This window comes from Maribacter polysaccharolyticus (assembly GCF_028882255.1).
Lineage (GTDB): Bacteria > Bacteroidota > Bacteroidia > Flavobacteriales > Flavobacteriaceae > Maribacter_A > Maribacter_A polysaccharolyticus.
Genome location: NZ_JARBUY010000004.1, coordinates 700278 through 711357, shown reverse-complemented (window position 1 = coordinate 711357; position 11080 = coordinate 700278). Strand labels below are relative to the sequence as shown.

Below are 11080 nucleotides of genomic sequence, written 5' to 3'. Positions count from 1 at the left end.
TTACCGCCATAATGAACCAATATTAATAATAATGGTTCAATTTATGAATAAAATTTAAACTAAACAACTATCCTTTAATTGAACTTTAGCACATTCTAAAGCTGAATTGCTTTATAAGATAAACACTTATCAACTATTTCTTCGACGGTTGGATTGTATTTTGAAATGTCATCTCTTCTTGCATTATAATTTTCCGGATAGTAAAAGAGATTTGACCCATTGGGATGAGGAACATTACTGTTGAACAAGACAATCAGTGAATTAAGTTCACTTTCCGTTCCTTTGGCCTCAACAATTTTGCGTCCAAGACTGATCAATTCTTTCCTTGTCATTTCCTATCCTTTATTTGAACTTTGAAACAATCACCTTACCGCGAGTGTATTATGGCCTTGTGGGCAACATATTTCTTATTGCTGTAATTTTCCACCTATCCTGCTCATAAACAACGATAAAAGTACTCCACATTTTCTTTACCGTACCATCAGCATTCTGTATTTGATATCTCGCATCTGCTATGGCGTACCCCGGATCAAGAAAGCGTATTTTTTCAATTTTGAGCGTTCTTGTTCCCGGGTTGTTCGCTGAACTTTCCAGCATCCCTTTCATAGATTCCTTTTTGCCCTTTCTCCACTTCCCCGAAGAAACCAATTGATCTACATCGGTCGCTAGAATACTTTCGAGCATTATGGTGTCTTTCGTTTCCCTAGCTTGGGCGTAGGTATCGACCAGGGCATAAATTCCTTGTATTAGTTCATTGTTACTATTAGTGTCCTGAGGATATAACAATGGAATGGCCATAAAAGTTAAAAGGATAAAAAGGAACTTATTTTTCATGATCTAACTATATTTTTCATTCTCTAAGTTAAGCAATCCTTTATTTGAACTTTCAATTCTATTCTGGTTCGCCGAGAAAGTGTCCTATCTCATTTTTTGGCCATCTAGACTTAAAGGTAATGATTTCGAATTTTAGGTTGAACGAAAAAAGGGTAAGGCGGCAAATAGACTATGGCAATCCCCATAGGAAACCCTGCGGACACAGACCCGGTGTAGTTCAACCCCGAAGGTTCGGGGCATTCATGCTGGGTCGTACCGACCGCACGAATGCTTAGTCATTAGCTATAGTTTTTTACTATGACAAACACAAATAAAATAGACCAAAACAACAAAATTATAAGTAATACAATTACCGCTTGAAAGCGACTTTTATGTCCAATACTTGTGTTTATACTAGGGTTGCTTTTTAGGGCAAATACGTTTAAGCTATTCCCTACTTTGTATTTTTTGCTATCTGGATACTTAATTTCTTTGTGTTTTGAAATGCAATTATAATTTGAGTCATTTAACAGGAAAGAACATTTTACCAAAACATCTTTTCCTTCACCAAAAACCAACTCAGTTGATGCACGTCTAAAGGGTTTACTGTAAGTCAATTCTTTTATTATACCTTCCGTTTTTACCGATTTGTATCTAAATCTATAGTATCGTAAGAAATAAAGTGAAAATACCGAAGCAAGTATGATTTCAATTGTGGAAACATAATAAATCATTTTAAAAATTCTTTTATTAATGATTTATATTCAGGATGGTCATTAATCCATTCGTTTTCAAAGTCAGTGGCGGATTTAAATATTTTTTCTTTTTTAGGATTACTACTTTCTATTATTTTCAACTCTTTTCCGTTTAATAGTTCTTTGATAGTATAAGTAAAATGATAGAGACCTGTTTCCCAAGTATGTTGATAATCTGTGTAGGCTCTAATATCCCATATTTCCATAAAAAGGTCATTTTGAATGAAAATAAATGGGGGTTTGTCGTCATACCCATTTTTTGGTACAAAAGGAAATTTAAGTTCAGCAATAGGTCTAGTTTTAAAGAAGGACTCGAACCCTCTTCTTTTCCAAAAATTATTTACTGTTACTATGTCCATTTAAATTACGGCTAACGGTTTGTGTATGTGTAGTGCGGGATTAAAAGTACAAAACTTTCAAGAACGCAGGGGGCCAATTCGTTTATTCAATATTTCAAATTATTAGCCAATCGTCAAAGACGAATTGGCGGTGTTGCAACAACGAGCCGCAGCCACAAAAACCGCTGAAACCCGCATTAAATATGACACTTTGTTATAAACTGTTTTTTAGTCTTGTCTTGATAATCCATATAAATTTATTCCTTCCATTTCTTTATGAAGCATTCTAAATTTAACCTTGCCTTTCTCGTAATAATTCAAATAATCACCATTTTCCAATAACTGATTGATGTAATTCTTCAATATTTTTTGTGATGTTTCTTTAGATTCTTCGAAGTCCTCTTTATTGCTATAAACTATATTAAATGCAGGTTCGCTACTGCAAAAAAGATATGCAGGTTTTGGATTCAAATTTTCTTTTTCTATCCATTCTAAAATATTGTCTCGACAGAGGTACACCAACCTAACAACAGCCGCTGATTCCAAGGAATATATGAATATATACATAGGGTCAGATTTGTAATCTATTGGATAAGAGTATTTGTCTAATAACTCGTTCCATTTTAAAACTAAATCTTGTGTATGTTTATATTTTGAATTCCAATTACTGTTAAGAGGGTCAATTTTGTTCTTTTTAAGATTTTCTGTGGTATTTAAGAAGATTGAGATTGTAGAAACACGCTTATGTTTTCCTTCTTCAATTTGCACTGCAGCATGGGAGATTTTACTTTCCTTAAAAGTTGAAAATGCAACATCTAATTCTAAATCTCTTGCGTAATCATTAAATTCAGCGAAAATAGGTTTATTGGCAGAAATTGTCCCTTTTGCTTCTAATTCATTTATAGATTTTCTTAATTCTTCTTTTATCATATTTGGTTGTTAACATTGAATCATTGTAACGAGAAAAAATAAACCTAAATATAATTGTTTGGTCATGTTATTCGTTTTGATTTTAAAATTGTTTACAACCATTGGATAGCATCATTGATGATATCCTGCTTATGTGTCTAAGTTAATAATCGTTTAATTGAACTTTTAATTCTATTATGGTTTGCCGAGAAAGTGTCCTTTCTCATCCTTAATCTATTCCCTTCCTAGAATTAAAGTTAATCAATTCTACTTTTAAACAGTTCGGTTTTAAGGGGAGCTTACATTATTAATTCTTCCCCTTAAGCCTTACTTTCTATAATTCCGAAAGGATTTATAAGCCTGTCCTAAACGCAGTCGAAGCGTAATAGAATTGCCGTAAATGTGACTATACCTAGGTATGCAACGTTTTTAAAATCTCGTTTGACCTAATTTTCCTTTTCTTCCAAGAGTTATTACCAAATGACGGTTTGGATTATGCTCTAAATACAATATCTGTATAATGCTATCTTTTGAAATTTTGACTTCACTAGATTTTACTTTTCCTTTATATATATCTTTTTCTTTATCATAATAAAAGTAATTGACCATAGTAATATCATGTGTATTCAAACCACCTAATTTTCCACTTCCGGCTTCTTTTTCTATACTATAAAACTCAACTTTGGCATTTGTTTTTACACCTTCCTCATAAAGCTTGTTTGCTGATATTTTGTCCGGGAGAAAATGAAAAAATAATAAAACCCAAATCGGAGAGCTAATAAATAATATTAGGGATAGGTTAACTATTTTTTCTTTTGCACTTGAAGTAGTTGCTTTATTCATCTAACAAATCTATTATCTCGTTTTTTTTCAGGGAAAGAATGATGCCGTAGTCATTAATTTCCTCACCTAAAGAAACACAAAACCTGTAGTATCCATGATGACTGTCGTACTCTTCATATATTTTCCAAAATTCCCCACATTTAAAACATCTTTGAATTGTTATTTTTTCATGGGTACCTATACTTTCTTTTAAATTCACTACTTTTTTTTCCGAAACAGTCCATTTTTCACAGGTAAGATGCTTTATTCCCCCTTGGCCTGGTCTAAAATTACATTTCCTATTCATTTTTTGAATAAATTTCGTTAATTCAATTTAATAAGTAATTTGGATACTATAGAGAAATGTTGTACAACAATTGTATAAACGTACCATAATGACGTTTATTTCTTATAAATAGATACAATCCTTTATTTGAACTTTTATAAGGTTGAAAGCTTTGAATGATTATAAAAATGGGGCACTACAAGAACCACTTACTTTTTAAGGTTTGAAAGTGATCTGTCCCTAATCGCTTTGAATTCGGATTTTTCATTCCAATTGGGGTAGCTATCCTCATTGGCCAATGTATAACCGATTTTAAAAAACAGCTTGGCATCTTCAATGCAACCTTCTAAATCCGATGTTTCCGGGTGGTACTCATCAGCCGGTTTATGGTAGGCCGTGGCCCAATAGTTTTTAACCTGTTGCTTGGCCCAATCCTTACCATGTTCCCTACTGTCTTGCCAACCTTTTATGAATAAGGAAGGGATACCGACCTTGGCGAAGCTGAAATGATCGGAGCGGTAATACATTCCATTTTCAGGAAACGCCTCTTCAATGATATATCGGTCTTGTTCTTTTGCGCTTTCAGCAACATAATCATCCAATTCGGATTGCCCAAAACCGGTAATGGTCACATCTTTCATTTTACCCATGGGCAATAGCAATTCGTAATTTAAATTGGCGATTGTTTTTTCAGGAGGGAAGAGACCGTTTTGGGCATAGTAGGCAGATCCTGTCATACCGGTTTCTTCGGCCGTAACCGATAGAAAAACAACCGATCTTTTGGGTTTCTCTTTTAAATTGGCAAAGGCTTTGGCCGTTTCAAGCATGGCAGCCAATGCGGTTCCGTTGTCCATGGCGCCATTGTAAATGGAGTCTCCGTCATGTTTTGGACCAATGCCGAAATGATCCCAATGCGCACTGTAAACGATACATTCATCGGCTCTTTCGGTACCTTCTATGATTCCAACGACATTCCTGCTGTTTTGGAATTTCAATTCGGTTTTGATCGTGAGGTTTAGATCACAGTTTAAACTGACTGCCTTGAAGTCGTTTGATAGGGCCTGTTCTGCCAACTCATCGAAGTTTAACCCCGATTTTTCGAATAAATTTTTACAGGCAGTATCCGTAATCCAGCCTTCCAAAGCACATTTGGAGTGGTTCTTGTCTTTAGCTTGTAGAGAAATGCCTGAGCTGGACGTATTCGTTAAAACCTGCCAACCGTAACCTGCAGGTTTCGTGGAGTGGATCACCATAATCCCTGTTGCCCCCTGCCTTGCAGCTTCTTCGTATTTGTATGCCCAACGACCGTAATAGGTCATTGAATTTCCTTTGAATAATTCTGGGTTTTGGGTGGCGAAACCGGGATCGTTCACCAGTACTAAAACAGTTTTCCCTTTTACATCAATACCTTCATAATCGTTCCAATTATATTCAGGCGCAACAATGCCGTAACCCGCAAAGATAATTTCGGAATCCTTAATATCCACCGTATCATCAAGGTGGGGTGTTTTGGCAATGTAATCCGTGGTTTTTTCCAAAACAACTTCCCCGCCTTTTGTGGTTACGGGGATTTTATCATCCGGGGTGAAATTCAGTTCCACTAAAGGGACATTCTGGAAATAACTATCCCCATAGGCACCTTTGATCCCCATTTTCTTGAATTCATTGGCAATATAATCCACTGATTTTTCTTCCCCTATGGTGAAAGGTTTCCTTCCCTGGAATTCATCGGAAGAAAGGGTTATTAAATGTTTTTCATAATCAGTTGAATTAATGGTGTTCTCAGCATGCAAAGCATTGTTTTCATTTATACAACCCGTGAAAACAATTAGAAGGACAAAGAAGATCGGAAATCTTGAAGTAAAGATCATTAGGTATGTCTTGAATAATAACCCTATAAAAGTACAGTTTTAATCTTTAATTGATAAGGCTTTTCGGCACGAAATCGGATGACGATGTTCCTTCGGGATTATCAAATAATGGGACTAAGAAGCCCGAAGAAACAGGGTGGTTTATGAATTTAGCAATGGAATGGTTTTCGGATGGCGCGTTACTTTGTAGGTTTGGTTTTTTTAAGTTGAACAAATCCTTTATTCGAACGTTGATTCAATGCTGTTTTGGCGGGAAAGCCTCCGAAATCGGACCTTATCAATACTTGAGATTACTAGTTAACCTTCAATTGAATACGGCCATAAGAATATGCCAACAGTCAATGCAATAAAGATGATAACGGCCAAACAACCAATGGCAAAACAACTTTTAAAGACTTCCCTGGTTCCAATTACTTCTTCTTTCATATACGTATGAAAATTAGGATATTCATTAAAGCACACCCACATTCAGGATGTTACAAAAGGGCGTATCAATTGCCGTCCTAAACGAGGTGCGCTTAAATATGCCAAGGGCAAGATGCAATAATTGTTTATAACATGTATATCCTTCATTCGAACTTTTATAAAGATAATGATTTGGAACCATGAACCGTATAAAGAAACGGAAGGTTACATCATAACCCCCCTATAAAGTCAGTTGACGATTTCTGTATGTTCGTTAGCGTTCATGGCAATACCATTTAAGCTTCAAACTTGACCATCTGCACATTTTTCGTCCATACATTCATATAAATACCTAATTTACAGGTAAATAGTTAAAAATATAATTATGAACTGGATACATTTAACTTGGTCTATGCAAGTGCGTGAGGAAAACGAAAGAAATGATCATCCTCAACTACAATTTGCCCTAATTACGATCAAGGACGGGCAGGTTATCGTTCATGATCACCATACAGGTAAACGTCTAAGAAGGGGCAAAGTCCTTCATTGGGGTTCAATAAGATCGGGTAGAAGTGTCCCAACCCCGGAAAATCCCTATTTCGGGATTGTTGTTCGGGCCATAGAGTTAGACAATTCAAGGGGTAATAGGAAAGATGACCGAAATCTTTTCTTTGAAGATATAAGGAGTAAATCCCAAGCTATATTTGATTCCGGTAGAGTACCTACGGCCAATGATCTTCTGGAGTTTGGTTTGCGTAGGTTAAAAAATGACCTAGGTGACGATGATGATCGCATTGGCGTAAATGCCAGAGCCTTTCCGGAATACGGAAGCTTGATTTCCAGCGAAACACCTGATTGGATATATCATTACAATTTATCCTTTACCGACGAAAGGGAAGGTAGGGGTTATTTAAGCACTGCGAAACATATAAGAAATCTTCCTTTCCGGGAGAACGGGGCTTTTTACAACTTATCCGTTGACTTGATCATTACCCCTAATGAACCGGTACCCTCGTACCCCTAGGGTCGCTAACATTCCAGGATTATTGGGTTGGGCAGGGGCAAACGCCCTTGTTATCTAACCCCCCTATAGCATATCCCCCCTTTTTTCTGGACTTTTCCGGACTGCCACAAAGTCCATTTTTTGGGGTCGTCTATTTGGACGTTGGCCATAATCAGGCCGAAAACAACAAATAGATCAAATAGATGATTGCCCCTGTCAGAATAGCTGATAGTACGTAAAGGATCACTTGGTTACGGGCATGTACTTGGGCTTCCTTACGTATTTCGTCCTTTATTTTTTCCAATTCCTGTGGACTTATTTTTCTAAATTCCAATTCCGTTTTACCGGACTTTTGGTAAATAAGATCCTTCAGCTCCCGAATAGGACGCTTTTTCAAAAGTGCCCTGTTTTGTTTTAAGCTCAAAATGGCACTGGCCATACTACCTTCTCCACCCATAATTCCATTGGAATCCTTTTTATATTGCGTACAACAAACCTTTTAGGCATTCATGTGGGTTGCCCTTAATGCCCCAACCTTCATGGTTTTAATGATCACTCAGTTTCACAGCTACCGAATCATAATATTCTTGGCTTAACACCTCGGTCCAAATTGTCGGCTGTTCCCCTTTGTATAAAGCTAAATAGGTCACCATGCTTTCTTTCGTGGAGGAATGCCAATGCTCGGTTTCCTTTTTACATGTAATGACATCGCCAACTTTTAGAATAACCGGTTCTTTACCCCTTTCTTGATAATAGGCTTCGCCTTCCACAATGATCAATACCTGCTCGCTGGTATGTTTATGCCAATCCAATGTTGAGTTGGCCCTAAAGGTAGCTTTGGTCATATGATACCCCAGGTCCTTATCGTCATGGATCAAAGGATTTAACCAAGCTTCACCGATATAATGGGTATTCGGGGCTTTGGTACCTTTTTCCAAATACGACACTACGGAATATTCCCCTTTTTGTGCATGGAAATAAAATGGGGAAAGTACGCATAAGGCAATAATCAGGGTTTTCATGGTCTTACCGTTTTCCTAAAGATAGTTAAGTTTTGCAATACCGTAAAGGCCCCAACGGAGAATCCCTGATCTGAACCGTGATATCATTGGCGATCCCTGATTTTGGACCGTACCGAAAAAAGCGGAAGGTTATACCCTAAAACACCGTAATGGGTAGGAATGCTATTTGTATCTTAGTGGTAAATTAATCGTAAAAAGAAACGGAACAATGGAATATAGACGCTTAGGCAAATCCGGATTGAAAGTCTCCGCCCTGTCACTGGGATCTTGGGTGACTTTTGGAAAACAAGTGGCCATAAAAGATGCGACGACCCTGTTGAAAACAGCTTACGATGCCGGAATGAATTTCTTTGACAATGCGGAAGGCTATGAGGCCGGGGAATCCGAGAAAATCATGGGTGAGGCCATCAAAAGCCTCGGCCTGCCCAGAGACACCTTTGCGGTTTCCTCGAAGGTATTCTGGGGCGGCAAACAAAAAATGCAGCTGGGACTGAGTGCCAAGCATGTACGTGATGCCTGTGATTTGGCCCTTAAGCGACTTCAAGTAGATTACCTGGATCTTTACTTTTGCCATCGGCCCGATATAGATACCCCTATCGAAGAAACCGTGCGCGCCATGCACAACCTCATCCTTCAGGGTAAAATCATCTATTGGGGTACCAGTGAATGGTCGGCCAGGGAAATCACACAAGCCCATGCCGTCGCCCAAGCCTACGGACTTACCCCTCCCGTGATGGAACAACCCCAATATAATCTTTTGCATAGGGATAAGGTCGAAGCTGAATTTTCGCCTTTGTATGAAAACTACGGACTGGGAACCACCATTTGGTCTCCGCTGGCCAGTGGTATCCTCACCGGAAAATACAACGAAGGAATACCTTCGGACAGCCGGTTGAACCTGCCGGACTATGAATGGCTAAGGGATTTGTGGTCTGGGGAGGAAGGAAAACAAAAACTTGAAAAAGTCCGTAAGCTGACCCAGCTATCGAAAGAATTGGGTATTAGCCTGACACATATGTCCATTGCATGGTGTTTAAAGAACCCCAATGTTTCGACCGTCATTTTAGGGGCATCGCGTTTAAGTCAGTTAAAGGATAATTTAAAATCCCTGGAGGTGATCCCCAAACTAACCCCCCAAGTGATGGATGAAATTGAAGCGATCGTCGACAATAAACCTGCTGCCCCAGAACGCTTTGGGCAATGAACAGTGGACAGTGGACAGTGAACAGTGGACAGTGGACAGTGAACAGTGAACAATTAACAATTAACAATTAACAATTAGCATAACCCAATGGTGGTTCATGGTTTAATGTTGACGCTAAATTCCAAATTCCAGTAGTCAGTGGGCAGTGGGCAGTGGGTAGTGGGCAGTAGTCAGTGGGTAGTGGGCAGTAGGCAGTAGTCAGTGGACAATGGACAGTGAACAGTGGACAGTGAACAGTGGACAGTGAACAGTGGACAATTAACAATTAACAATTAGCAAAACCCAATGGTGGTTCATGGTAAAATGTTGACGCTAAATTCCAAATTCCATTAGTCAGTGGGCAGTAGGCAGTAGTCAGTAGGCAGTAGGCAGTAGTCAGTAGGCAGTAGGCAGTAGTCAGTGGACAATGGACAGTGGACAGTGAACAATTAACAATTAACAAAACCCAATGGTGGTTCATGGTTTAATGTTGACGCTAAATTCCAAATTCTAAATTCCAAATTCCAAATTCCAAATTCCAAATTCCAGTAGGCAGTGGGCAGTAGTCATTCGGCAGTAGTCAGTGATCAGTGGGCAATGAACAGTTCGGTTAATGGGAAAAGACCTACATGGCACAGACCACACCTTAAGGTACACTTGATCATTAAGGTAAACCCATTATCTTTCAACACTATCTTGCTGCCAAGAAGTTGGGTGGACTGGAATGAACCCCGATTACAGATTGCCCATAGACCACGAACGGCCCATATAAAAAGCCTGGGTAGGGTGCAATGGTTTCAATAAAGGGTCACCCTCCTAATGGTACCGAAAAACCTAAGGATCGATCCAATCGTAGCTATTTCGGAATCAAAGCACTGGGGTTTTCCTTACCGATATTGCCGCTCAGATTCAGTAGGTAACGCCTTAAAACAAAAACTTCCCCAAAGGTCCCCTTTCCTTTTGGAACGGACATTCTAAAAGTAGATTTCATTACCTTTAATGTAGCAAAGCATCGATTTTGATTTTGGGGAGGGGCAGGACACCATCCCGAACAAACAAATCAAAATGGACCGTCCAATTAAAGGATCTTCACAAAATGTATTATGGGAAACCCTAGTCCAGACCATCAAACAGATCTCTATTTTATCGCCCTTGTCCCAACCTACAAACTTCGGGAGCGGGTAAAGGCGTTGAAAATGGAAATGAAAGCGCGGTTCAATACGGCCAAAGCCTTAAATTCACCGGCACATATTACGCTGCAAATGCCATTTAAAAGACGTGTGGACGAGGAACCTTACCTTCTGGATACCCTACAGGCGATTGCGGAAAACCAAAAGCCGTTTTCGGTAAGATTATCGGGGTTTGATTGTTTTGCGCCCAGGGTCATTTTTGTAAAGGTCCTTGACCAGGAGCCCATTGGTAGCCTACACACCCAACTGCAAAAAGTGTTGACGGACAAACTGGGATTAAATAGAAAAGCCCTATCCCAAAATTTCCACCCCCATATGACCATTGCCAATAGGGATTTAAGTGTTGAGGCCTTTCATAAGGCCTGGGGCGAATTTGAAAAAAGGGAATTCGAAGCTTCTTTTCTGGCCAATAGCCTGTTCCTGTTAAAACACAACGGGAAATCCTGGGAAATTCACCGGGAATTCAGGTTTAAGACCTAGCCC

14 protein-coding genes are annotated in these 11080 nt (G+C 38.8%); 3 read left to right on the top strand and 11 right to left on the bottom strand.

Features of this window, described 5'->3' with window-relative positions:
- Window positions 1-95: 95 nt before the first annotated feature.
- The 8 genes from PHU20_RS15690 to PHU20_RS15655 form a co-directional block, all read right to left on the bottom strand.
- Window positions 96-332 carry a bacteriocin immunity protein gene (locus PHU20_RS15690; protein ID WP_274826338.1) on the bottom strand — a complete coding sequence of 79 codons (237 nt, stop codon included), beginning with the start codon at window positions 330-332 and terminating at the stop codon, window positions 96-98.
- A gap of 49 nt (window positions 333-381) precedes the next feature.
- On the bottom strand, window positions 382-834 hold the full coding sequence (locus PHU20_RS15685; protein ID WP_274826337.1) for a YybH family protein: 453 nt from the start codon (window positions 832-834) through the stop codon (window positions 382-384).
- A gap of 709 nt (window positions 835-1543) precedes the next feature.
- Window positions 1544-1927 (bottom strand): hypothetical protein, encoded by a 384-nt coding sequence (locus PHU20_RS15680; protein ID WP_274826336.1) that lies wholly within the window; start codon window positions 1925-1927, stop codon window positions 1544-1546.
- A 207-nt stretch (window positions 1928-2134) separates the two neighbouring features.
- The gene (locus PHU20_RS15675) at window positions 2135-2836 is read right to left on the bottom strand and encodes a hypothetical protein (RefSeq protein ID WP_274826335.1); all 702 of its coding nucleotides are present in this window, start codon (window positions 2834-2836) and stop codon (window positions 2135-2137) included.
- Between the two features lie 408 nt (window positions 2837-3244).
- Window positions 3245-3658, bottom strand: a complete 414-nt coding sequence (locus PHU20_RS15670) for a hypothetical protein (RefSeq protein ID WP_274826334.1) — start codon at window positions 3656-3658, stop codon at window positions 3245-3247.
- The gene (locus tag PHU20_RS15665) at window positions 3651-3944 is read right to left on the bottom strand and encodes a hypothetical protein (protein WP_274826333.1); all 294 of its coding nucleotides are present in this window, start codon (window positions 3942-3944) and stop codon (window positions 3651-3653) included. Before PHU20_RS15665 ends, PHU20_RS15670 begins: the two co-directional genes overlap by 8 nt.
- 188 nt (window positions 3945-4132) lie before the next feature.
- A complete protein-coding gene (locus PHU20_RS15660; RefSeq protein WP_274826332.1) occupies window positions 4133-5794 on the bottom strand; it encodes a M20/M25/M40 family metallo-hydrolase in 1662 nt (553 codons plus the stop codon).
- Between the two features lie 297 nt (window positions 5795-6091).
- The gene (locus PHU20_RS15655; RefSeq protein ID WP_274826331.1) at window positions 6092-6220 is read right to left on the bottom strand and encodes a hypothetical protein; all 129 of its coding nucleotides are present in this window, start codon (window positions 6218-6220) and stop codon (window positions 6092-6094) included.
- Between the two features lie 364 nt (window positions 6221-6584).
- Between PHU20_RS15655 and PHU20_RS15650 the strand changes: the two genes are divergently transcribed.
- Window positions 6585-7223: a hypothetical protein gene (locus PHU20_RS15650; protein ID WP_274826330.1), complete on the top strand. Its 639-nt coding sequence runs from the start codon at window positions 6585-6587 to the stop codon at window positions 7221-7223.
- A 151-nt stretch (window positions 7224-7374) separates the two neighbouring features.
- Here PHU20_RS15650 and PHU20_RS15645 read toward each other — a convergent pair whose 3' ends face one another.
- Window positions 7375-7659, bottom strand: coding sequence for a hypothetical protein (locus tag PHU20_RS15645; RefSeq protein ID WP_274826329.1), 285 nt, complete (start codon window positions 7657-7659; stop codon window positions 7375-7377).
- Between the two features lie 88 nt (window positions 7660-7747).
- Complete coding sequence (locus PHU20_RS15640) at window positions 7748-8224, bottom strand: cupin domain-containing protein (protein ID WP_274826328.1); 477 nt, start codon at window positions 8222-8224, stop codon at window positions 7748-7750.
- 208 nt (window positions 8225-8432) lie between these two features.
- Between PHU20_RS15640 and PHU20_RS15635 the strand changes: the two genes are divergently transcribed.
- Complete coding sequence (locus tag PHU20_RS15635; protein ID WP_274826327.1) at window positions 8433-9428, top strand: potassium channel beta subunit family protein; 996 nt, start codon at window positions 8433-8435, stop codon at window positions 9426-9428.
- Window positions 9429-10263: 835 nt separating this feature from the next.
- Here the strand turns inward: PHU20_RS15635 and PHU20_RS15630 are convergent.
- Entirely contained in the window at window positions 10264-10398 is a 135-nt protein-coding gene (locus PHU20_RS15630; RefSeq protein WP_274826326.1) for a hypothetical protein, read from the bottom strand.
- Between the two features lie 112 nt (window positions 10399-10510).
- Between PHU20_RS15630 and PHU20_RS15625 the strand changes: the two genes are divergently transcribed.
- Window positions 10511-11077 carry a 2'-5' RNA ligase family protein gene (locus PHU20_RS15625; RefSeq protein ID WP_274826325.1) on the top strand — a complete coding sequence of 189 codons (567 nt, stop codon included), beginning with the start codon at window positions 10511-10513 and terminating at the stop codon, window positions 11075-11077.
- Window positions 11078-11080: the final 3 nt, after the last annotated feature.

What these genes read in the sequence shown, in the direction of transcription:
- PHU20_RS15690 (WP_274826338.1), bottom strand. Translation starts at nt 332, where the DNA reads ATGACAAGGAAAGAATTGATCAGTCTTGGACGCAAAATTGTTGAGGCC.
- PHU20_RS15685 (WP_274826337.1), bottom strand. Translation starts at nt 834, where the DNA reads ATGAAAAATAAGTTCCTTTTTATCCTTTTAACTTTTATGGCCATTCCA.
- PHU20_RS15680 (WP_274826336.1), bottom strand. Translation starts at nt 1,927, where the DNA reads ATGGACATAGTAACAGTAAATAATTTTTGGAAAAGAAGAGGGTTCGAG.
- PHU20_RS15675 (WP_274826335.1), bottom strand. Translation starts at nt 2,836, where the DNA reads ATGATAAAAGAAGAATTAAGAAAATCTATAAATGAATTAGAAGCAAAA.
- PHU20_RS15670 (WP_274826334.1), bottom strand. Translation starts at nt 3,658, where the DNA reads ATGAATAAAGCAACTACTTCAAGTGCAAAAGAAAAAATAGTTAACCTA.
- PHU20_RS15665 (WP_274826333.1), bottom strand. Translation starts at nt 3,944, where the DNA reads ATGAATAGGAAATGTAATTTTAGACCAGGCCAAGGGGGAATAAAGCAT.
- PHU20_RS15660 (WP_274826332.1), bottom strand. Translation starts at nt 5,794, where the DNA reads ATGATCTTTACTTCAAGATTTCCGATCTTCTTTGTCCTTCTAATTGTT.
- PHU20_RS15655 (WP_274826331.1), bottom strand. Translation starts at nt 6,220, where the DNA reads ATGAAAGAAGAAGTAATTGGAACCAGGGAAGTCTTTAAAAGTTGTTTT.
- PHU20_RS15650 (WP_274826330.1), top strand. Translation starts at nt 6,585, where the DNA reads ATGAACTGGATACATTTAACTTGGTCTATGCAAGTGCGTGAGGAAAAC.
- PHU20_RS15645 (WP_274826329.1), bottom strand. Translation starts at nt 7,659, where the DNA reads ATGGGTGGAGAAGGTAGTATGGCCAGTGCCATTTTGAGCTTAAAACAA.
- PHU20_RS15640 (WP_274826328.1), bottom strand. Translation starts at nt 8,224, where the DNA reads ATGAAAACCCTGATTATTGCCTTATGCGTACTTTCCCCATTTTATTTC.
- PHU20_RS15635 (WP_274826327.1), top strand. Translation starts at nt 8,433, where the DNA reads ATGGAATATAGACGCTTAGGCAAATCCGGATTGAAAGTCTCCGCCCTG.
- PHU20_RS15630 (WP_274826326.1), bottom strand. Translation starts at nt 10,398, where the DNA reads ATGAAATCTACTTTTAGAATGTCCGTTCCAAAAGGAAAGGGGACCTTT.
- PHU20_RS15625 (WP_274826325.1), top strand. Translation starts at nt 10,511, where the DNA reads ATGGGAAACCCTAGTCCAGACCATCAAACAGATCTCTATTTTATCGCC.